19 protein-coding genes are annotated in these 20,583 nt (G+C 64.3%); 12 read left to right on the top strand and 7 right to left on the bottom strand.

What is annotated here, in order from left to right:
• Positions 1 to 24 precede the first annotated feature (24 nt).
• The 3 genes from LDB05_RS01740 to LDB05_RS01730 all read left to right on the top strand — a co-directional run bounded on the left by LDB05_RS01740 (position 25) and on the right by LDB05_RS01730 (position 2,698).
• The gene (locus LDB05_RS01740) at positions 25 to 1,593 is read left to right on the top strand and encodes a long-chain-fatty-acid--CoA ligase (protein ID WP_226006209.1); all 1,569 of its coding nucleotides are present in this window, start codon (positions 25 to 27) and stop codon (positions 1,591 to 1,593) included.
• Positions 1,593 to 2,393, top strand: coding sequence for an enoyl-CoA hydratase/isomerase family protein (locus LDB05_RS01735; protein WP_226006208.1), 801 nt, complete (start codon positions 1,593 to 1,595; stop codon positions 2,391 to 2,393). The genes LDB05_RS01740 and LDB05_RS01735 overlap by 1 nt, the downstream gene beginning before the upstream one ends.
• Positions 2,394 to 2,485: 92 nt before the next feature.
• Positions 2,486 to 2,698 carry a hypothetical protein gene (locus tag LDB05_RS01730; RefSeq protein ID WP_226006207.1) on the top strand — a complete coding sequence of 71 codons (213 nt, stop codon included), beginning with the start codon at positions 2,486 to 2,488 and terminating at the stop codon, positions 2,696 to 2,698.
• Between the two features lie 21 nt (positions 2,699 to 2,719).
• Here LDB05_RS01730 and LDB05_RS01725 read toward each other — a convergent pair whose 3' ends face one another.
• Positions 2,720 to 3,175, bottom strand: coding sequence for a dCTP deaminase/dUTPase family protein (locus LDB05_RS01725; RefSeq protein ID WP_226006206.1), 456 nt, complete (start codon positions 3,173 to 3,175; stop codon positions 2,720 to 2,722).
• 123 nt (positions 3,176 to 3,298) lie between these two features.
• Between LDB05_RS01725 and LDB05_RS01720 the strand changes: the two genes are divergently transcribed.
• A complete protein-coding gene (locus LDB05_RS01720) occupies positions 3,299 to 4,252 on the top strand; it encodes a mechanosensitive ion channel family protein (protein ID WP_226006205.1) in 954 nt (317 codons plus the stop codon).
• Positions 4,253 to 4,322: 70 nt separating this feature from the next.
• On the top strand, positions 4,323 to 4,991 hold the full coding sequence (locus tag LDB05_RS01715; RefSeq protein ID WP_226006204.1) for an O-methyltransferase: 669 nt from the start codon (positions 4,323 to 4,325) through the stop codon (positions 4,989 to 4,991).
• Here LDB05_RS01715 and LDB05_RS01710 read toward each other — a convergent pair.
• From LDB05_RS01710 to LDB05_RS01700, 3 genes are all read right to left on the bottom strand, one after another.
• Positions 4,976 to 5,431 (bottom strand): hypothetical protein, encoded by a 456-nt coding sequence (locus tag LDB05_RS01710; RefSeq protein WP_226006203.1) that lies wholly within the window; start codon positions 5,429 to 5,431, stop codon positions 4,976 to 4,978. The two genes, LDB05_RS01715 and LDB05_RS01710, sit on opposite strands and share 16 nt — an antisense overlap.
• Before the next feature lie 110 nt (positions 5,432 to 5,541).
• Complete coding sequence (locus tag LDB05_RS01705) at positions 5,542 to 9,045, bottom strand: PAS domain S-box protein (protein WP_226006202.1); 3,504 nt, start codon at positions 9,043 to 9,045, stop codon at positions 5,542 to 5,544.
• A gap of 137 nt (positions 9,046 to 9,182) precedes the next feature.
• Positions 9,183 to 9,635 (bottom strand): hypothetical protein, encoded by a 453-nt coding sequence (locus LDB05_RS01700; protein ID WP_226006201.1) that lies wholly within the window; start codon positions 9,633 to 9,635, stop codon positions 9,183 to 9,185.
• Between the two features lie 138 nt (positions 9,636 to 9,773).
• On the opposite strand from LDB05_RS01700, the gene LDB05_RS01695 reads away from it, so the two are divergent.
• On the top strand, positions 9,774 to 10,307 hold the full coding sequence (locus LDB05_RS01695) for a hypothetical protein (RefSeq protein ID WP_226006200.1): 534 nt from the start codon (positions 9,774 to 9,776) through the stop codon (positions 10,305 to 10,307).
• 49 nt (positions 10,308 to 10,356) lie between these two features.
• Here LDB05_RS01695 and LDB05_RS01690 read toward each other — a convergent pair whose 3' ends face one another.
• Entirely contained in the window at positions 10,357 to 11,169 is an 813-nt protein-coding gene (locus LDB05_RS01690) for a mechanosensitive ion channel family protein (protein WP_226006199.1), read from the bottom strand.
• Between the two features lie 741 nt (positions 11,170 to 11,910).
• Between LDB05_RS01690 and LDB05_RS01685 the strand changes: the two genes are divergently transcribed.
• From LDB05_RS01685 to LDB05_RS01660, 6 genes are all read left to right on the top strand, one after another.
• Complete coding sequence (locus LDB05_RS01685) at positions 11,911 to 12,681, top strand: creatininase family protein (RefSeq protein ID WP_226006198.1); 771 nt, start codon at positions 11,911 to 11,913, stop codon at positions 12,679 to 12,681.
• A 119-nt stretch (positions 12,682 to 12,800) separates the two neighbouring features.
• A complete protein-coding gene (gene nikR / locus LDB05_RS01680; protein WP_226006197.1) occupies positions 12,801 to 13,226 on the top strand; it encodes a nickel-responsive transcriptional regulator NikR in 426 nt (141 codons plus the stop codon).
• 67 nt (positions 13,227 to 13,293) lie between these two features.
• Positions 13,294 to 13,671 (top strand): cupin domain-containing protein, encoded by a 378-nt coding sequence (locus LDB05_RS01675; protein WP_226006196.1) that lies wholly within the window; start codon positions 13,294 to 13,296, stop codon positions 13,669 to 13,671.
• A 119-nt stretch (positions 13,672 to 13,790) separates the two neighbouring features.
• A complete protein-coding gene (locus LDB05_RS01670) occupies positions 13,791 to 14,237 on the top strand; it encodes a hypothetical protein (protein ID WP_425498587.1) in 447 nt (148 codons plus the stop codon).
• Between the two features lie 96 nt (positions 14,238 to 14,333).
• The gene (locus LDB05_RS01665) at positions 14,334 to 15,485 is read left to right on the top strand and encodes an acyl-CoA dehydrogenase family protein (RefSeq protein WP_226006195.1); all 1,152 of its coding nucleotides are present in this window, start codon (positions 14,334 to 14,336) and stop codon (positions 15,483 to 15,485) included.
• 200 nt (positions 15,486 to 15,685) lie between these two features.
• Positions 15,686 to 17,662 (top strand): sensor histidine kinase, encoded by a 1,977-nt coding sequence (locus tag LDB05_RS01660; protein WP_226006194.1) that lies wholly within the window; start codon positions 15,686 to 15,688, stop codon positions 17,660 to 17,662.
• Here the strand turns inward: LDB05_RS01660 and LDB05_RS01655 are convergent.
• Positions 17,659 to 18,231, bottom strand: a complete 573-nt coding sequence (locus LDB05_RS01655; protein ID WP_226006193.1) for a HalX domain-containing protein — start codon at positions 18,229 to 18,231, stop codon at positions 17,659 to 17,661. The two genes, LDB05_RS01660 and LDB05_RS01655, sit on opposite strands and share 4 nt — an antisense overlap.
• Before the next feature lie 298 nt (positions 18,232 to 18,529).
• A complete protein-coding gene (locus LDB05_RS01650) occupies positions 18,530 to 20,503 on the bottom strand; it encodes a 3-hydroxyacyl-CoA dehydrogenase/enoyl-CoA hydratase family protein (protein WP_226006192.1) in 1,974 nt (657 codons plus the stop codon).
• Positions 20,504 to 20,583 lie beyond the last annotated feature (80 nt).

Here is a 20,583-nt window from a genome sequence, read left to right as displayed (position 1 = left end):
ACACGCAAACGTATGGCACGGACTATGACAAATCTTGTCACTAACGTCGCGGACGCCGTCGCGGACCACGGCGACAACACCGCGATCAGTTTTCGGGGGTCGGAGACGAACTACGAGGAGTTCTGGGGCCAAACGGGTGCCTTCGCGAACGCGCTCGAGGAACGAGGACTCGGCGAGGACGACCGCGTCGCACTCTATTTGCCCAACGTCCCGCCGTTTCTGATCGCCTTCCACGGGACCCTTCGCGCCGGCGGCGTCGTCGTCCCGATGAATCCCCAGTACAAGGCTCGGGAGATCGGCCATCTGCTCAGCGACAGCGAGGCGAAAGTCGTCGTCGCCCTGGCAGACCTCGTCCCCTTCGTCACCGAGGTCAAAGACGAGACGGACGTCGAGCACGTCGTCAGTATCGGCGGCGACGCCGAGGGTGCGACGCCGCTCGAGGAGTTCCTCGAGCCGGGCGATCCCGACATCGCGGATCGCGATGACGACGACGTCGCGGTCCAGCCGTACACGTCCGGGACGACCGGGCAGCCCAAGGGCGTCCAGCTCACCCACAGCAACCTCGCGTCGAACGCGAACTCGGCGTCGAAGCTCATTCCGGACGGGATTCGGCCGGACGACAAACAGCTCGGCGTGTTGCCGCTGTTCCACATCTACGGGATGACCGTCGTGATGAACACGGCGCTCTTCAACGGCGCCGCGTTCTACCCGATGGCGGAGTGGGACGCACAGGACGCCGTCTCGCTCATCGAAGAGGAGGAACTGACGATCATGCACGGCGTGCCGGCGATGTACAACGACGTCATCAACCAGCCCAACGCCGAGGAGTTCGACCTCTCGTCGGTGCGCCTCTGTGGCGTCGGCGGCTCCGGGATCCCGGTCGAGGTCTTGCGCCGGTTCGAGGAGCTCTACGAGCCGAAGGTCTACGAGGGATACGGCCTGACCGAGACCAGCCCGATCACCCACTTCAACAGCCCGCTCGAGGGCCGCCGCGTCGGCAGCGTGGGCAAGACGGTTCCCGACGTCGACTCGAAAGTCGTCGATGAGGACTTCGAGGAACTCCCACCGGTCGAAGAAGGACCGATCGACGAGGAGAACGCCGATCTCCGCGAGATCACCGGCGAGATCGTCGTCGCCGGGCCGAACGTGATGAAGGGGTACTACCGGCTGCCCGAGGCCAACGAGGAAGCCTTCACCGAGGAGGGCGGCCGGCGCTGGTTCCACACCGGCGACATCGGCTACCGAGACGAGGACGGCTTCTTCTACGTTGTCGACCGCGAGAAGCACATGATCGTCACCGGCGGCTACAACGTCTACCCGCGGGAAGTAGAAGAGTTGCTCTTCGAGCACGAGGACGTCGCCGACGCCGCCGTAGCTGGCATCCCCGACGACCGCCGCGGCGAGACCGTCAAGGCGTTCATCGTTCGCACCCCGGACGGCGACGTCACGGAGGAGGAGATCAAGGAGTACTGCCTGACCAACCTCGCGGAGTACAAACACCCCCGCGAAGTCGAGTTCGTCGAGGAACTCCCGCGAACGACGACCGGGAAAGTGCAGAAATTTAAGCTTCGCGAGCAGGAGGGGGGCGAATAATGGCGCTCGGCGACGACGTCCTCCTCGACATCGAAGACGAGGGGGTCGCGACGATTACGCTCAACCAGCCGGACCGACGCAATCCCCTCTCGGAGGGGATCAGTGCGGGGCTCACCGAAGCCCTCGACGAGATCGAAGACAGCGACGCCCGCTGCGTGGTCGTCGAGGGATCGGGCGGGTCGTTCTCCGCCGGCGGCGACATCGAATCGATGGTCGAGGGCATCGAAAACGAGGTTCCCGCCGACGAACGGGTCCGCACGCTCGAGCGGTCGACCAACGAACTGATGCGGCGGCTCGTCGAGTTCCCGGTGCCGACGGTCGCGGCCATCGACGGCCCCGCCGTCGGTGCCGGCGCGAACCTGGCGCTGGCCTGTGACATGCAACTCGCCACCGAAGACGCCGTCTTCGGCTTCGTCTTCCGGCAGGTCGGGCTGAGCGTCGACGCGGGCACCTCCTATCTGCTCCCCCGCGTCGTCGGCGAGAACGTCGCGAAGGAACTCGTCCTCACGGGCGACATCATCGGCGCGGATCGAGCCCTCGGCCTCGGACTGGTCAACCACGTCTACGGGGCCGACGAGTTCGACGAGCAGCTCGACGAGTTCGTCGCGAAGATCGTCTCCGGCCCGCCGATCGCGCTGCGCCACGCCAACCGCCTCCTCGGCGAGGGCCTCGAGAAGTCGCTCGGACAGGCCCTGACCGACGAGGCGACGGCACAGGGAATCGTCTTCGAGACCGAGGATCACGAGGAGGGGGTCAACGCCTTCTTCGAGGACCGCGATCCCGAGTACGAAGGCCGATAGGCCGGCCACCGCCGGTTCCGATGTGGATCCAATTCGTTTTGTAACGTACTCTATCCGAAATTATTTTGAGTTTTCTGTTAGAAGGCTTTCCTATGTCGGCCTTCTCACTCCACGACCTGATTCGGTCGCCTGTCGGAATCGTACTCGTTCTTTGCTGGCTTGTGACAATCGGATATGGTTTCGTTAGCCCCAGTTCCGTCTTCGTCTTTTTCATCCTCCCGCTCGTCGTCGTTGGCATAGTCGTTCTCCTATTCCTGTTTTATCGGCTGGTGGTCGCCATCGAACACATCGCCTACGAATCGTAGTGGAATCCACTCGAGGCGAAGTTACTCGCTCGATGCTGACCCGTTCCCGATCGGTACGAGCGTCGATACCCGCGCGTTCTCCTTGATTTTGAGCCCGCCGTCGGCGACCGTCAGCGGAATCAGGGGCAGGTGATTCCGGACTTGCATCGAGGGATGCGAGCCGCCGCGAGCGAGCAGTTCGTTGCGCGGCTGGAGCTGTGCCGGCTCCGCGAGGTCGGTGAGGAACTCGTTGTGCTGGAGCACGTACTGGTCGCCCTCGAGGTGCCACCAGCCGAACTCGTCGTGGGGGTGTTCCATCTCCGTCGGGACGGGCTCGAGGTCGGCGTCCTCGAGTTCGTCGCCGCCGAAGTCGAGGCGGCCGGCGGCGGCGACCTCGTAGACGGCGCTGACCGTCAGGTCGACTCCGTGGTCGGTGACCTGTACCGGTTCGTACACCAGGTTGTCGACGGCCTCGGAGAGGGGGTGATCGGGGGACATGTCGAGTGGAATAACGATTCCGAGGGCAAAAAGGATACTGTCACCGATCGGGAACGGTCGCTGCGACGCCACGGAGACGTGTGCAACACAATCGTTTTCACTCGCGCATCGAAACCCGCTCGAGTGAACAGGCTCCTCGGGATTTCCTCGCTGATCGTTTCGGTCGTCGCCACGGTCGCTGCGAACGCAGCGCCGACGGTGGATCTGACGTGGCTGTCGACCGGAGGCGTCGCCGGCGGTGTCATCGCTCGGAAGACCCTGCTGGCAGTCGCCGTCGTCGCCGGAACGTACGGGGTCTATCAGCTGGTTCGACATCTGCTGATCCAGCGGATCGCGAGCAAGCGCCGCGCTCACGACGCGCGAAACGTGCTCCGCTTTGGCCTCGGTGCGGTCACCGTCATCGGCTTGCTCGGCGTCCTGACGGAGCAGTGGGTCGGCGTGCTCTTCTCGCTTGGCGTCGTCGGGTTCGCGATCACCTTCGCGCTGCAGCAACCGCTGTTCTCGCTGATGGGCTGGGTCTACATCATGGTCAAACGTCCCTATCAGGTCGGTGATCGCGTCCGGATCGGGGACGCCAAGGGCGACGTGATCGAGGTCGACTTCCTCGTGACCACCCTGTGGGAGATCAATGGCGAACTCGTCTCCTCGAATCAACCCTCGGGCCGGGTCGTAACCCTGCCGAACAGCACCGTTCTCTCGTCGGAAGTCTACAACTTTTCGTGGGAGCAGTTTCCGTACGTCTGGAACGAGATTTCGATTCAGCTCTCCTACGAGACCGACCTCGAGTTCGCCCGCCGGGAACTGACCGACGTTGCAGACGAGTACCTCGGCGAACGGATGGCCCAGAACATCGCCCGCTACCGCGAACTCCTGGCCGAGACGCCGGTCGAACTCGAGGTTCGGGACGGCCCGTCGGTCAACGTCGTCCAGCAGGAGTCGTGGGTCGAGCTCCGACTCCGATACCTCGTCCATCCGCGACGCGGCCAGCAGACGAAAAACGACCTCTACGAGCGGGTCCTCGAGCGGTTCAAGCAAAACCCGGACCGGATCTCGTTCCCGGTCAGTCGGAATCGGTAACGGACCCTTCGAGGCGAACGCCCCGACTGGACTCCCCGAACTCTATGGGCTGGCACCCGTAAGATGGCGTATGACTGACGTCCTCTCCGACGAGATCGCCCGCTTCGTACGCGCGGTCGGCCCGGATCCCGACGAGACCCTGATCGAGATGGACGAGTACGCCGCGGCCGAGGGCTTCCCCCACGTCGGCCCCGAGGTCGGCGCGTTCCTCCGGTTCGTCGCCCGGCTGAACGAGGCCGAGCGCATCTTCGAGTTCGGCTCGGGCTACGGCTACTCGGCCTACTGGTTCGCCGACGCGCTCCCCGACGACGGCGAGCTCGTCCTCACCGAGGTCGACGAGGCCGAACTCGAGCTCGCCCGGGAGTACATGGCCGCGGGCGGGTACGACGGACTCGCGACGTACGAACTCGGCGACGCGATGGAGACCGTCGACCGCTACGAGGGTCCGTTCGACGTCGTCCTGATCGACCACCAGAAGGATCGCTACGCGGACGCGTTCGAAGCCGTTCGATCGAAAATTCCCGCGGGCGGCGTCGTCGTCGCCGACAACGCGATCACGGCGAGCGTCGTCGACTTCGACGCGCTCCTCGAGTGGGCCGAGGGCGGTTCGCCGACGGCCGTCGACGAACACACGCGGGGAGTGATCGACTACCTCGAGACGGTCGGCGCCGATCCGGCCTTCGAGACGATCGTCGTTCCGCTCGGCGAAGGGATCGCGGTGAGTTATCGAGTCGAATAGTCGGACGTCTCGCCGTCGAACACCGCGTCGTCGGGGTCGTCGACGGGGACCGAGGAGCCGTACTCCCGAAAGCCGAGGAAGATCGTCGATCCGGCGGCGCCGAGCAACGTCGCCCACGTGGCCGCCGATACGGCGACGAACGTCACCGCTGTGGGCCCCGGCACGACCGCGCCGACCGTCTCGAAACCGATAGCGTGGATTCCGGCGACTCCCAGGAACGCGACCCACAGTCCCAGCGCCGTCTGGGCCAGCGCCCGTCGGGTCACGGAACCGGCATCGCGTGCGAGACAGTAAACGCCGCCGATGGCGACCCCGGTCGCACCGAGCGTGAGCCCGACCCCGTCGACGACGGTCGCAACGCCGGCGACGGCGAAACAGGTGAGTGCCGCGGCGAGCGGGAATCGGTCCGAACCGTCTCTCGTCGGAATCACGTCGGACACGGCTTTAGCGGGTTGAGTAGGTGGCCGGATATATAGCTGTTGGCTGGCCTCCTCGAGCTGCTCGCTCGAGTCGCGGTCGTGGCGTCGCCGGTCTCGGTACCCTGGGGTACTCAGTTCGCGGCCTCGTCGACAGCTGACAGGGTGATCGAGAACGTCGCCCCGTCCCCGGGTTCGGAGTCGACCCGAATCTCGCCGCCGTGGCGCTCGACGATCCGGTGACAGAGCGCGAGTCCGATCCCCGTTCCGTCGTGTGTTTCGTGACTGTGGAGGCGCTGGAAGACGCGGAAGATCCGGTCCTGATCCGACGGGTCGATGCCGATCCCCTCGTCGCGGACCGAGATTACCCAGTCGCTGCCGTCGCGGTCGGCGCTGACGTGGATCCGCGGCGGTTCGTCCCCGCTGTACTCGATCGCGTTCGAGAGCAGGTTTTGGAACACCTGTCGAAGCTGGCTCGCGTCGCCAGCGACGCGAGGGAGTGACTCCGCCGTGATTTCGGCGTCCGCTTCGTCAATACGGACCTGGAGGTCCTCGCGGACATCCGCGAAGACCGCATCGAGATCGACCGGCTCGAGAGGATCGCCCTGTGTTTCGACCCGGGAGTACGCCAGCAGGCCGTCGATCATCTCGCGCATCCGCTCGGCACCGTCGACGGCGTAGTCGATGAACTCCCGGCCGTCCTCGTCGAGTTCGTCCGCGTACCGCCCCTCGATCAACTGGAGATAGCTCGTGACCATCCGCAGGGGCTCCTGGAGGTCGTGCGAGGCGGCGTAGGCGAACTGTTCGAGTCGCTCGTTCGACTCCTCGAGCTTGCGCTGGTACTCGGTCCGCTCGGTGATGTCCTGAACGACGAGCATTCCACCGGTGACCTCGCCGCCGGTCCGGACGGGGAGGGTCGTGGCCCGGAGTTGGCGGTCGCGGTAGGCCAACTCGAAGGATCGCTCGTCGCCCTCGAGTGCGGCCCGAAAGTGCGGTTCGATCTCCGCGACCAGTTCGTCGGGGTAGCGTTCGTAGATCGACTGGCCGATTGCGGTTTCCCGATCGATGCCGATCTCACCGAGGAGCTGCCCGCCAGCGGCCGTGTACCGCAGTTCGTCGTCGAACAGGGCGACGATCCCGTTCGGGAAGTTTTCGGCGAGGGTTCGGTACCGCTGTTCGCTCGCCTCGAGTCGACGCTGTCGTTCCTTCCGTTCGGTGACGTTCCGAACGACGCCGATCCGTTCGCCGTCAGTACCGGTGGACGCGATCGACGTCACCGTCGCCTCTATCGGAACCCGATCGTCGGATTTCGTCTCGAGTTCCGTCTCTATCGTCGGCACACTGCTCGCATCGGCGGCGACCTCTCGGGCGAGTTCGATCACTCGCTCGTCGACGACGAGTGAGGCGTGGCGACCGATCAACTCCGCGCGATCGTACCCGGTGAGGGACTCGTAGGCCTCGTTGACCATCGTGAACCGACCGCCGTCGTCGAGGACGTAGATACCATCTTCGACGGTTTCGAAGATCCGTTCGTACTGTTCCAGTCGTCGCTCGCGTACCTTCCGATCGGTAATGTCCCGGAAGTAGACCGACAGCCCCGTTTCCGAGGGGTACGCCTGAATTTCCATCCAGATCTCGAGCGTCTCGGAGTAGCGCTCCCACGACACGGGGCGTTGGGTCTCCATCGCCTCCCGATAGCGGTCGGCGAGATCGGATCTCGTGCCGTTCGGGAACGTCTCCCAGATATTCCGGCCGACGAGTTCCGACTCCGAATAGCCGAGCAGCGTCGCCGCGCGATCGTTGACGTGCGTGAACCGCCACTCGTCGTCGAGCGCGTAGAACGCGTCCGAGACGCGCCCGAGGATCTCGCCCAGTTCGGTCTCGAGTTCTCGCTTGCGGCGCTCGAGGCGTCGCTCCTGTTCCTTGAGCGCGGTGATGTCTTCGCCGGCGGAAATGACTCGCTCGAGCGAACCGTCGGAGTCGAAATCGGGAACAGCGGTGATCGAGAACCACAGCTTCTCTCCCGACGCCCCTTCGATAACCAGCTCCTCGTCGCGGACCGGATCGCCGGTCTCCCTGACGCGTGCCGAGGGCCCCTGCTCGGAATCGATCCGCTTCCCATCGGCGTCGACGACGGTCCGCCGAGCGAGGAGTTCGGTCTCGCCGAGCGCCTCGCCGTCCTCGATCCCGAGCGCCATCTGTGCGTGTCGGTTCGCCAGCACCGTCTCGCCGTCGGCGTCTTCGACCGATATCGCGACCGGAGCGGTCCGGAGGAGTGCTTCGGTCTGCGAGCGCTCGCGCTCCAGCGTCCGTTCGTGACTGATCCGATCGAAGGTCATTTCCAGACTCGAGGCGACGATCTTCGCGAGCGAGAGATCAGCGTCGTCGAACGCGGTTCGCTCTTCGGAACCGATGATGACGACGCCGTGATCGCCGATCGGGAGACAGATTTCGCTCCGAATCGGCGTCTCCGGGTTGTAAACCTCCGAATCGGCTCTCACGTCGTCGTAGATAGCCGGCTCGCCCGACTCGAAGACGCGCCAGGCGATTCCTTCGCCTTCCGCGAACGTCGGGTGCTCGTCGATCAGCTCGCTGGCCGCGTCGGACCAGGCGACCGGCTCGAGTACCGCCGTTTCCGGGTCGTGGAGGAAGATGCCGTTGATGTCGAGGTCGAGAACGTCGACGAGGTGACGACAGGCTCGATCTGCGACCCCTTCGCGCGTGTCGGCCTCGAACCAGTCGCGAACGGTTTCGTTCAACCGGCGGAGCTGAGAGGCACGCTGGTGTCGGTCGGTGATATCGTAGTAGAGCTCGACTCGACCGCCCGCGTACGGTCCGGATTCGATCGGCTTGCTCCGGTGCTCGAGCCAGCGCTCCTCGCGGGTATCGCCTCCCGTGACGTGACATTCGAACCGCTCCGTATCGCTGTTGTCGTCGTAGGTCGACTCGAGAATCTCGACGAACCGATCCGAGTCGTCGATTCGCGTGCGGATCGTCTCGTCGACCAACTGCCGTTTGTTTCGGCCGACCACCGGCGTCGAGTCGAGACCGAAGTATCGTTCGGTCGCTTCGTTGATCCACGCGACGTCGAACTCCGGGTCGAGTACGAATACGCCGACGTCGGCCCCTTCGAATACTGTCGTAATCGCGTCGAACGACGGGGCTCCGTTCGCTCCGGCTTCTGAATCGGAGCCCGCCGCTCGAGGCTCGAGTTCTCGGACGAGGCCGACCGTTCCCCGGCGATCCTCGCCGGCCGGAACCGTTCCGAGTCGGAGTTCACAGCGAATCCGAGTCTCGGTCGCAGTTCGAATTCGACTCTCGACGACGGTCGAGGTGGGTTCGAGAGGATCGTCGCCATCGGCCGCCGCTTCGCCGGACCCTGCCGACGAGTCCTGCTCGAGGGCCTCGATTCCGGACTCGCCCAGCAGCAGCGAGACGTGCTCGCCGCGGATCGCCTCGCGGGTCCAGCCCGTCATCTCGAGGAGGGTGTCGTCGATCGCGACGATTCGATCCCCGTCGTCCAGCTGAAACACGCCGTCCGGAACGGTGTCGACGAGCGTCCGGTACCACTCGAACGCCGCCCGATCGCCGTCGTCGCTCCAGGGAACTGGATCCGTCTGTTCCACCCGTTCGGTCATTGGCCCACAGAGGCCGCTCGAACGGATAAGCTCAACGCCGAATACGCCACTATTCGAGTGTTTCAATACTTCTTACCACCGAATTCGACAGTTATACTCTCGGTGGAACGATCGACAGATCGGCCCGGCGAATCGTACTACTCGTCGCCGCCGTCCGTGAGGACCCGTTCCTCGGGCGTCGGTCGTCCGGGATGGATCCCGTACCAGGCGAAGGCGTATAGGACCGTCATCGCCACCGCACAGCAGACCATCGCGCCCGCGATGGACTCGAGGGCCAGGCCGACGATCGGGCCGGCGAACGCGTCACCGACGGCCGCTGCCGACTCGCTGTCGGGCGCCGTCGCGAGTGCGTAGGGGAGAAACGTCGCGAACGCGAGCAGCCACCATCGTTTCGCCCCGCGGCGGAGTTGTACCGTACTGGACTCTCGTGCTGTACTCGTGACGCCGGCGACGCCGAGCGCGATCAACAGAAGGGCTGGAACGGTTCGAGCCGAGGTGTCTAAGCCGGTATTAACCGCGACGCCGGTCGCGACGATCGCCACCGACCCGGCGAGGACCGGAATCGAAGGGTTTGGGCCTGAACGAGGCATTCTGAGGTCCGGTAGTAACCTATTGTACAAAACTCCCGCGGACCGGCGATCGTCCGGATCAAATGACTTTCAGTCGATCGACGACGTCGCGACAACAAAGGACGTATTACCGGTGCCCGCAACTCGAACGTGAGACCAATGAGGGAACGCGATGGAGCCGACCCCGCGACGGCTCTTCGACGGCGCGTGGCGGCTGCGACCGACCGGCTAACAAGCGTAGTGTCGCGAGTCCCGGGATCCGCGACTGCGCGGTCCGTGGGACGACTCTGGCAGCGACACGCTCGGGAGCGTCCTGATCAGTACCAGGCGTCGATCACCTTTCCGACCGCCCCGGACCAGCCGACGGTCGGCGAAATACACGACTGGATCGAGGCCCTCGAGCACGCGTTCGAGGGGCGCCTCGACGTCTACGCCCGACGGGGAAGCGTCGCGGTCGAGACGGATCGCGTCTCCGCCGAACTGTTCGACGAGGACCAGTTCGACGCGCTCTGTGAACGGATCGAAGACGGCTACGACGGCTCACACTCGGTAGCGCACCTGAAAAAGTGGCGACGGAACGGGGACCGGCTCGTGCGAGCACACGTGATCGTCCCGGTCAAACCGCTCTTTCCGCGCGAGGAGGGTGACGCTCCGGAACCGGATCGGCCAGCGACCGGGATCGAAGCCGACTGATCGTCGCGCAGTCGATATCGCCTGCGATGGGTCGGCGAACGGAGGCCGATCAGTCGTCGTCGCTCGGTCCGGGACCGGGCTCGGAGCCGCGCTCCCGATCGGCGCTCCGACTGCTGTCGGTTCGGTCACCGGTTCGGGACTGGCCCCCTGACGATCCGCCCTCGCTCGGTGCCATTTCGCTCGTCCGTCCCATCCAGCTGTCGATGTTCTGGGAGACGTAGTCCTTGCCGCCCCAGCCGAAGGCGATGCCCGCGCCGATGGCGACGGCCGCGCCGAGTCCCCACGCGAGCGCTCGTGCGAACACGTAGAGGATGCCGACGTCGATCCCCATCGTGTCGAGACCGATCACGATCGCCGTGAAGTAGAGGAACAGTCGAGCCCCGTTTGCGAACAAGCTGGTATAGGCCGTCTCCGTCGCTGCCTGGGTCCGCTCGATGGCGTCACCGATGAAATCGGCGATGACGAACCCGAAGGTGATGACGAGCAGGCCCGCGATGAACGCCGGGAAGTACGAGACCGCCGTCGAGATCCACTCCGACAGCGTCGCGATCGCAAGCGCGTTCGCGGCCGCGAGGATCGCGAGGCCGTAGACGAACCACTTCGCCAGCGATCCGAACGCACTCGAGACCGCCTGTTCAGTGCCGCCCAGTATCCGTCCGAGCGGCGTCTCGAGGACCATCCGATCGAGTTCGACGCCGTCGGCGATCCGTCGCACGGCGGCGGCGGCCAGTCGGCCGATGATCCAGCCGATGAAGAGGATCACCAGCGCGCCGATTATCCGCGGGAGGAACGTTACCAACTGTGCGATCGGGTCCTGTAACCAGTCCGGCACCTGTGCTTGTGCGGGGTACGGTGGAAACATGTACGACTCGCGAGTGGTCGCGTTCGTCCTTTGTAATTGAGTGCCTATCAATCAGTCATGAAACCAACCAATCACGGCCGATGTCGGTACCGCGATTGAAGTGTCCGTTACGGCGAATTGCGCGGCAATCGTACCGTGACGGATCGATAGGGATTCCCACCGAGGCGAGAAAGAGGGTCGCACTCGATTACGGAACGGACCTCGAGCAGTCGTGCGATAAACGCGTTTTGTGATCTCATTCGAAATCGGGGTCGCCACGGCGGGACGTGGGTCACGATCCACGCTCGTCCCCGGACGACCGAACCTGTCTAGTTTCACTCATGGAGAGCGTCCGGTGTTCCGTCGCGGATCGACTGCTGTTCGGTGAGTAGACGCCGATGCTGCCGGCACGGAACACGGCCGTCAAAGTCGCAGTTGCAAAATCCGGATTATGGCCTTTTCGAACGAAATAGTGGCCATAGACCTGATTCTGGGACTCTCCGTTCGAATATAGTTCCTGGTTTCGAACCAGAACAGAGATTCGTCGGAAAGGAAACGACAGCAATTCGTCGTCCACTCGGTGAGCGACCGAATTCTGGTAATACGAAATTACCCGTCCGCCCCGTCGTCGGCAATTTTCGCCGGAGAGATCCGAACCCCGATCGTCTCCGGGCGCGCTGCCGAGTCCGTGCATCGGAATCGGGGGAACTCGATCGCGCCTCGGACACTACGCTATTGGTGATCCGCGCACGAGGGACTACCATGTATCTCGCAGACGAAGCCTGGCCGGATCTGGAGACGTACTTCGAATCGGAGTCGCTCGCGCTCGTCCCGCTGGGGTCGACGGAACAGCACGGGCCGCATCTCCCGGAGGCGACCGACCACCTGATCGGTGAAGCGTTCGCGCGGGAGGTCGCCGACCGGACCGGCTACCTGTGTACCCCGACGATCAACGTCGGCGTGAGCGGTCACCACCGCCAGTTCCACGGGACGATGTGGGTCGAGCCGCCGGCGTTCAGACAGTACATGGAATCGCTGACGCGGAATCTCACCTCTCACGGCATCGATCGGGTGATCTACGTGAACGCCCACGGCGGGAACGTTCCGCACCTCCGGGAGGTCGGCGGCCGACTCCGCCAGGACGGGGTCGCCTACGCGATCGAGTGGATGTGGGACGAGTCGATCCCAGACCTCGTCGACGATCTGTTCGAACAGAACGGCCCCCACGGCGGGCCGAAGGAGACCTCGATGATCCAGTATCTCGAGCCCGACCTGGTCCACGACGAGCGCCTCGAGGAGGCCAGGGACACCGGCATTCCGAGCGTCGAGGCGGCCGGGACGGTCAAACACGGGTCGCGAACGTTCTACGACGCGGCGGACAACACCGAAAACGGCGTGCTGGGGGATCAGACTGATGCGTCGGCCGAAAAGGGACGGCAGCTCTTCGAGGCGGCGAGCGACCAGCTCGTCCAGCTCTGTGAGTGGCTCGCCGCCCAGCGGTTCGATGATTTGCTTCCGAAAGACCACGTCTAGTTCCGTCGTCCCCGACCGACATCTCGGGCGTCGTTTCGACGATCGATCGGAGGGCCGATCCATTATCCGCGACCGCATAATACGATAAGCCTTAATAGATGACCCGGCCGGGTTATTACATGGCAGTCGTCAGCGTCTCGATGCCCGACGAACTCCTGGAGCGGCTCGACCAGTTCGCCGAGGAGCACGGGTACACCGGTCGAAGCGAAGTCGTCAGAGAAGCCTCGCGGAACCTGCTCGGCGAGTTCGAAGACACCCGACTCGAGGAGCGAGACCTGATGGGGATCGTCACCGTCCTCTTCGATTACGAAACGACGAGCGTCGAGGAACGAATGATGCACCTCCGCCACGAACACGAGGACCTCGTCGCGTCGAACTTCCACAGCCACGTGGGCGATCACTACTGCATGGAACTGTTCGTCCTCGAGGGCGAACTCGAGGACATCTCGACGTTCGTCGGCAAGATTCGAGCGACCAAGGACGCGCTGACAGTCGACTACTCCGTCATCCCGGTCGACAGCTTCGATCCGCTCGCGCAGGGGTAGCTCCCGTCTTGCCCGATCGAGGACAGTAGACAGTATAGTTTTACTACCGTCTCTCGAAGAGGTCCGTATGACATACCGGAAGGTCAACTACGAGGAGGTCGAGCAGGTCTCGAGCGCGATGCACTTTCTCAGCGACCCGCTCGAGACCGAGCAGGTAGGGGTGACGGTGGCTCGCTGTGATCCCGGCTGGAACAGCAAGCCCCACGATCACACCGACAACGAACACGAGGAGATCTACGTCCTCATCGAGGGCGATGCGACGGTGGTCGTCGACGACGAACCGGTGACGATGGAGGCCGGTGACGCACTGTGGATTCCCCCATCGTCGACGCGTCAGATTCGGAACGGGGACGCAGAGAGCGCGTTCGTCCTCGTGAGCGCGCCGAGTATCGCGGACGACGACGGCGACGGCGACGAGTGGCTCCTTTCGGGGTTCGCCGGGTAGTCACAGATCGAGACGAACCCCCTCGATCTAGCGTCCCGAAGATCTGCGGGACGATTTAGTGACCTCGCGTGGGCGTCTTCGCCAGGTGAGTCCCGATTTACTCGAAACACCACGCAGTCGTGTCGGTTGTCATCGCCGCGATACTGGCCGTCCTGCTTCCCCCGATCTCCCTCTTCGGTGTTCCCGTTCCGGCCGTGATCATCGTCGCATACGGTACCGCCGTCGGCGTCTTCATCGATCTCGATCACTTCCTCATCGCCCGATTCAAGACCGGCTCCTGGGACGCCGTTCGCTTCTGCCTGTCGAACCCGCGTGCGGCGGTCGCCGACCAGTCGACGATCTTCGAACCCGGCGACGTCGGCGTCCTCTCGCGACTGCTGAGCCACGTGGTGATCGGCGGCATTACGGTCCCGTTGCTCGCACTCATCAACGTCCCGCTCGCGATCGTGACCGGCGTCGTCCTCTACGCGCACCTGCTGGCCGATCTCGTCTGGGACATCCGGCTGCTCGAGCGACACGCGGAGACGGCCGCCTCGACGGACGACCTCGTGAATATCATCGGCTGACGGTCTCCAGTCGCGGAAGAAGGGCGACTGCGGTGTGCAGTCGGGGATTGCAATATTCGACGCCGGGTATTTCCACCATGCGACCGTGTAAACGGTATGGAACTACTCGACGACAGCATCGTCCCGGAGCACGCACGCGACGTCAAAGCCGAGGCCCGCGAGTTCGCACGCGAACACATCCAACCGAACGCTCAGGAGTACTTCCAGTCGGGCGAGTATCCGGAGGAGATCCTCGAGGCGGGTCGGGACGCTAACCTCGTGGCGCAGGACATCCCGGAAGAGTGGGGCGGCCGGGGGCTCGATCTCGCGCAGTTGCTCGCGATGACGGAAGAGTTCTACCGGGCCGACGCGGGGATCGCGCTGACGCTCCAGCTGGCGAGTTTCGGCTGCGAGATCACGTACGAACACGGCACCGACGAGCAGTGTGAGGAGTATATCCGACCCGTGGCGGAGGGTAAGCAGCGGTCGGGACTCGCGGTGTCGGAACCGGACACGGGGAGCGACCTCGCGGGGATGCAGACCACGGCCGAGAAGGACGGCGACGAGTACGTCATCAACGGCGAGAAGTACTGGATCGGCAACGGCGTCGAGGCCGACTGGATAACGCTCTACGCTCGCACGGGCGACGACGATGACAACCGCTACGGGAATCACTCGATGTTCATCGTCCCGACCGATACCGACGGCTACGACGCCGAACACATCCCTGAAAAGATGGCGATGCGCGCCTCGAAGCAGGCACACATCGAGTTCGACGACTGCCGGATCCCCGAGGAGAACCTGATCGGCTCGGAGGGGGACGGCTTCATGCTGCTCGCGGACTTCTTCAATCACGGCCGTGTCGCCGTCGCCGGCCACGGACTGGGGATCGCCGCGGCCGCCATCGAAGAAGCCTGGGAGTTCACGCACGACCGCGAGGAGTTCGGGCGGACGATCAGCGACTTCCAGGCCGTCCAGCACGGCCTCGCGGACATGCTCGTCGAGTTCGAAAGTGCCCGAACGCTCGTCTGGCGCGCCCGCGAGAAAGTCGAAACCCAGGACAACGCCGGCTACTGGGCCGCGATGGCGAAGACCAAAGCGACGGAGACGGCCGTCGACGTCGCGGAGCAGGGCATGCAGTTCCACGGCGGGCGCTCGATCCTGGACGAGCGCCGAATCGCTCGCGTCTACCGCGACGCCCGAATCCCGGTCATCTACGAGGGAGCGAACGAGATCCAGCGCAACCTCATCTACGGACAGGCTCCCTGAGTGGCCACGCGAACCCGGCGCTAGCACGGTTTTTCCTCCGGCTTCGTCGCGCTGAATTGCCGTCGACGTCACCACCCGGTCCAGTCCGAACTGCCCGCCGAGACGACGTAGTCGAAAGAACAATCTCCCCCCACCGTCATCTATGTTGACAGGACTGGTACCGTCGTGATGGAGATGCACGCAGTCAGACTACAGTCGTCATGAGCCGGCCACGCGTGCTCTGCGTGAGCAGCAACCGCTCGACGCGAGCATCGATCACGCTGTCGCTCACCGACGCACCCGTCGACGTCGTCATCGCCCAGCGATCCGCCGAGGCGATCGACCGGCTCGAGCGGGAGCTGATCGACGCGGTCGTCATCGACGCGGGAACCGTCGCGAACGTGCCGGCGCTCGTCGACGCCGTCGACTCCCAGGCTCCCGGCACGCCGACGTTCGTCCACTGGGACGAAACCGCCGACGACGGTGCCGTACTGGGCGACATCATCGACCGGGCGGACGACACGACGTCGGCAACCCGGCTGGCGAACACGATCACCGACCGCATCGACGTCAGAGCCGGTGCCGAGAGACGGGCGGACATCAGCCCCGATGCCACCGCGGGCGATTCCGACACGGCCGGCGGGACCCCGTCGTCGATTCCTGATCTTCCCGACGACCTCGAGGCGCTCGTCAGTCGCGTTCGGTGCCGACTGGTCGACGCCACGTCGACGCTCACCGTCGAACGAGTGCTGCGCGAGGAGTTGACCGAGGGCGACCGGTTCACCTTCGCCTGGGTGGGCGAGTACGATCGCGGCGAACGCGCGATCATCCCGTGGCTCTCCGACCCTGACGCCATGGAGTGGCCGCTGCAACGAACGTTCAGCATCGGACCCGGCGACCACCCGCTGCTCGAGCGAGTGGTGCGGACCCGCAACCTCGAGTACCGACAGTGCGACGACGACAGTCGCGACGCGGTCCCGTTCGGCGACCGCGCATACGATCACGGGGTGCGGTCGGTCGCCGTCGCACCGCTCGCCGCGAACGGCGAGCTTTACGGCGTCACCGTCGTCTACGCGACCGAGCCGATTTCCACCCACGAACGGGCCGCGATCCGTTCGAGCGTTGCAGCCGCGTCGCACGTCCTCGAGACGATCGCCGTCCGCGGTCGACTCCAACAGCAAGAGCGGACCCTCCATCGCTACGAGCGACTCGTCGAAACGGCGGGTGACGGCATGTACGTCCTCGACGACGCGGGCCATTTCATGACGGTCAACGATGCGCTCGTCGAGATGACCGGCTACAGCCGCGAGGGACTACTGGGCGAACACGCGTCGATCCTGTTCGATCCCGACGACGTCGCGGCCGGCGAGGAAATCATTCGATCGCTGCTCGATACCGGGGCCAACACCGATACGCTCGAACTCGACCTCGAAACGAAAGCCGCAGAGACGATCCCCTGCGAAGCACAGATCGCCGTCCTCGTTCCCGGCGGTGACTTCCTCGGTTCGGTCGGCGTGCTCCGCGACGTAACCGAGCGGAAGCGAAGCGAACGAAAACTCCGGGAACGCAACGAGCGACTCGACGCCTTCGCGCGGATCGTCAGTCACGACCTCCGCAATCCCCTCGGCGTCGCCCAGGGCTACCTCGAACTGCTCGAGGACACGGGCGATTCCGAGTACGCCGACAAGATCCACGACGGACTCGACCGGATGGAGTCGATCATCGAGGACGTCCTCGCGATCGCGCGCGAGGGCGAGTGGGCGACGGACACCGACCCCGTCGACCTCGAGTCGATCGCCCGCGAGGCGTGGGATCACGTTTCGACCGAGGGGGTGACGCTGTCGGTACCGGCCACGATGACGCTCGAGGCCGATCGGTCGCGACTGTTGCGACTCCTCGAGAACTGTTTCCGCAACAGTATCGAACACGGCGAAACGACCGAAACCGTTCGCGTCGGTCTACTCGAGAGCGGTCAGGGAGACGAACGCGAGCGTGGATTCTACATCGAAGACGACGGCGAGGGGCTGCCCGACGAACTCCGGGAACGGATCTTCGATCCGTCCGTGTCGTCGTCGACGGAGGGGCTCGGCATCGGCCTCTGGATCGCCAGAGAGGTCGCTGCCGGACACGGATGGTCGGTCATCGCGACGGAAAGCGACGGGGGAGGGGCTCGATTCGAGTTCGAAACCACGGGCTAGTTTTCGGACTGCAGGTCCTGGAACGCACCGACGAAATCGTCGTGGGAAGACATACCGGACACCGTCTCGTCGACTCGATCCGCGAGCGTGTCGACGCGGTCACAGAGGTCCTGATACTCCTCGTTGTCGGCGAGTTCGCGGTCTGCTTTCTCGGACTCGAGCAGCGCTTTCTTCGAGACGAGCGCGTAATATTCCTGAATGTCGGACTCGTAATCCGAGCGGCCGGCGACGTCGTCGACCATATCGACGAGTTCGTCCTTCGAGACCGGCTTGACGAGGTAGTCGTCGAAGCCCATTTCGATGATGTCGAAGTCCGGATCCACCGCCGTCACCATGACGACGCGGGAATCGTATCCCCGATCGCGGATCTGCTCGAGGACCTCGTCACCGGAGAGTCCCGGCATCCGCCGGTCCAGCAGGACGACCTCGACGGAGTCGGCCATCTTCTCGAGCGCTTCCTCCCCGTCGTACGCCGTCTCGACGGCCCACTCGCCCTGCAGCCACGCGGCGAACAGATCCGCGAGACGAGCTTCGTCGTCGACGACGAGCACCTCGGGCCCGTCACTCATTGGGTAACCCCTCCGTTCTCTTCATCGATTACAGCCACGCGTCACCAATGGTACCTCTCTGTGATAAATCTCGCGACCAAATGTAAGTTTTCATAATTATATCTCCCTCAAATACACGCTACTATTCAGTGATTTATCCTATTCGGCGAGGAGGAGTGTCAGTCTATCGGTACGGCTCCGCGACGATCATGAGAGCGGTCCGCAAGAAAGACGGTAGAGTCGGAACGATCGGATCGGATCGAGACGCGATACGTCGACCGAACCTGCCCTTACCTCGCAGCGTCGATAGTCGCGGGAGTCACTTCCCTTCGAACTCCGGCTCGCCGTCCCCCATGAAGGCCGTAATACCCTCCATCAGGTCGTCCGTTGCCATCAGGTGGCCGAACGCCGAGGCCTCGTACTCGAGCCCGGCATCGGTATCGTCGCGACCGGCGAGCATCGCTCGTTTGGTGAACTTCTGAGCGATCGGCGGGCCGCCGGCGAGGTCGGTCGCCAGCTCGAGCGCGCGGTCCTCGAGCTCGTCGTTGTCGACGAGTTCGTTGACGAAGCCGTAGTCTTCCATCGTCTCGGCGTCGAAGCGCTCTGCGGTGAGGATGATCTCCTTCGCGCGGCCCTCGCCGACGATGTGTTTGAGACGCTGCGTGCCGCCCCAGCCGGGGATCAGTCCGAGATCGATCTCGGGCTGGCCGAACTCCGAGCGGTCGCTCGCGACGCGCAGGTCGGCACAGGTCGCTAGCTCCATCCCGCCGCCGAGACAGAATCCGTCGATTCCCGCGACGACAGGCATGTCACAGGCCTCGAGCTCGCCGAACGTCGACTGACCCAGCCGCGAGAGTTCCTGTCCCTCGAGCGGGTCGGCACCGTTGCCGGCCATGCTCTGGACGTCCGCACCCGCGGAGAACGCTTTCTCGCCCTCGCCGGTGACGAGGAGCGCGCGAACGTCGTCGTCCGCTTCCAATCGCTCGATCGCCGCCGACAGCTCCTCGAGCAGGTCGTCGCTGATCGTGTTCATCCGGTGGGGCCGGTCGATGACGATGTGGCCGACCATGTCGCCGGGGTACTCGACGCGGATCGTCTCGAACTCGAGCTCGTCCGAGTCCTCGTCGGCATCGTAGAACCCGCCTTCCGCGGCTCGCTCCGCGAGGTACTCCGCGGGCGCGTACCGCTCGTGTCCGGTCTCTTCGTAGGCCTCCTCGAGCGTCTCGTGGAGGGTCGTGAGACCGTATTCGTCGACGAGCTTGACCGGGCCGTCGGGGAAGCCGGCCCCGAGCTGGACGGCCTCGTCGATCGACTCCGGCGGGGCGACGTCGCCGCCGATCAGCTTGGCGGCCTCGTTGGCCATCGTCGCGAGGAGTCGCTCCTCGACGAATTCGGACTGCTGATCGGACGGGATCTGCACGCCCTCGCCGTTTTCGTAGTCGTAGAAGCCCTTGCCCGTCTTCTTTCCGAGCTCCTCGTTCTCGACTTTCTCCACCAGCAGCGGGGCCGGTTCGTAGGCCTCGCCCAGCACCTCGTTCATGTACTCGAGGACGTGGTAGCTGACGTCGTTGCCGACCTGATCGCCGAGTTCGAAGCTGCCCATCGGCAGGCCCATGCCGTACTTGGTCGTCGAGTCGACCTCGGCGACGGTCGACTCGTCGTTGCTGACGAGCCAGGACGCCTCGTTCATCAGCGGCACGAGGATCCGGTTCACGATGAAGCCGGGCGAGTCCTTGTGGACTCTGACCGGTGCCTTGTCGAGGTCCTCGGCGAGTTCCTCGGTGACGTCGAGCGTTTCGTCGGCGCTTTCGGCACCCGAAATCACTTCGACGAGGGGCATCCGAACCGGCGGGTTGAAGAAGTGCATCCCACAGAACTGTTCGGGACGCTCGGTGAACTCCGCGAGATCCGTAATCGAGAGGCTCGAGGTGTTTGTCGCGAAGATGGCGCGATCCGGCGCGGCGTCCTCGAGTTCGGTGTAGACGTCCTCCTTGATCTCCATCTGCTCGGGGACCGCCTCGATGACGAAGTCAGCGTCGCTGACCGCTTCTTCCATGTCGACCAGCGGGGTCACGCGGTCGAGGGCGGCGTCGGCCTCCTCCTGCGTGAGCTGGTCGTTTTCGGCGAGCTTGTTCAGCGACCACTCGATCTGGTCGTAGCCGTTCTGAACGAACTCGTCTTTGATGTCGCGCATGTTCACGTCGTAGCCCGCCATCGCGGCGACCTCCGCGATACCGTGACCCATGTTTCCCGCACCCAGAACTGCGATGGTGTTGATATCCTCAAGGTCCATGGTCAAATATCCAATTCGGACCCGTTTCAACGTTTCCCTCTCACCGAATAGAAACTATACTTCTGTTTACTACTGGTTAC

It is taken from the genome of Natrinema salinisoli, from assembly GCF_020405205.1.
In the GTDB taxonomy this organism is placed as follows: Archaea; Halobacteriota; Halobacteria; order Halobacteriales; family Natrialbaceae; genus Natrinema; species Natrinema salinisoli.
This window is presented reverse-complemented; position numbering and strand designations above follow the sequence as displayed.

Excerpts from the sequence above, each read along its gene's own strand:
- LDB05_RS01740 (WP_226006209.1), top strand. The coding sequence starts at position 25 with ATGACAAATCTTGTCACTAACGTCGCGGACGCCGTCGCGGACCACGGC.
- LDB05_RS01735 (WP_226006208.1), top strand. The coding sequence starts at position 1,593 with ATGGCGCTCGGCGACGACGTCCTCCTCGACATCGAAGACGAGGGGGTC.
- LDB05_RS01730 (WP_226006207.1), top strand. The coding sequence starts at position 2,486 with ATGTCGGCCTTCTCACTCCACGACCTGATTCGGTCGCCTGTCGGAATC.
- LDB05_RS01725 (WP_226006206.1), bottom strand. The coding sequence starts at position 3,175 with ATGTCCCCCGATCACCCCCTCTCCGAGGCCGTCGACAACCTGGTGTAC.
- LDB05_RS01715 (WP_226006204.1), top strand. The coding sequence starts at position 4,323 with ATGACTGACGTCCTCTCCGACGAGATCGCCCGCTTCGTACGCGCGGTC.
- LDB05_RS01705 (WP_226006202.1), bottom strand. The coding sequence starts at position 9,045 with ATGACCGAACGGGTGGAACAGACGGATCCAGTTCCCTGGAGCGACGAC.
- LDB05_RS01700 (WP_226006201.1), bottom strand. The coding sequence starts at position 9,635 with ATGCCTCGTTCAGGCCCAAACCCTTCGATTCCGGTCCTCGCCGGGTCG.
- LDB05_RS01695 (WP_226006200.1), top strand. The coding sequence starts at position 9,774 with ATGAGGGAACGCGATGGAGCCGACCCCGCGACGGCTCTTCGACGGCGC.
- LDB05_RS01690 (WP_226006199.1), bottom strand. The coding sequence starts at position 11,169 with ATGTTTCCACCGTACCCCGCACAAGCACAGGTGCCGGACTGGTTACAG.
- LDB05_RS01685 (WP_226006198.1), top strand. The coding sequence starts at position 11,911 with ATGTATCTCGCAGACGAAGCCTGGCCGGATCTGGAGACGTACTTCGAA.
- nikR (WP_226006197.1), top strand. The coding sequence starts at position 12,801 with ATGGCAGTCGTCAGCGTCTCGATGCCCGACGAACTCCTGGAGCGGCTC.
- LDB05_RS01675 (WP_226006196.1), top strand. The coding sequence starts at position 13,294 with ATGACATACCGGAAGGTCAACTACGAGGAGGTCGAGCAGGTCTCGAGC.
- LDB05_RS01665 (WP_226006195.1), top strand. The coding sequence starts at position 14,334 with ATGGAACTACTCGACGACAGCATCGTCCCGGAGCACGCACGCGACGTC.
- LDB05_RS01660 (WP_226006194.1), top strand. The coding sequence starts at position 15,686 with ATGAGCCGGCCACGCGTGCTCTGCGTGAGCAGCAACCGCTCGACGCGA.
- LDB05_RS01655 (WP_226006193.1), bottom strand. The coding sequence starts at position 18,231 with ATGAGTGACGGGCCCGAGGTGCTCGTCGTCGACGACGAAGCTCGTCTC.
- LDB05_RS01650 (WP_226006192.1), bottom strand. The coding sequence starts at position 20,503 with ATGGACCTTGAGGATATCAACACCATCGCAGTTCTGGGTGCGGGAAAC.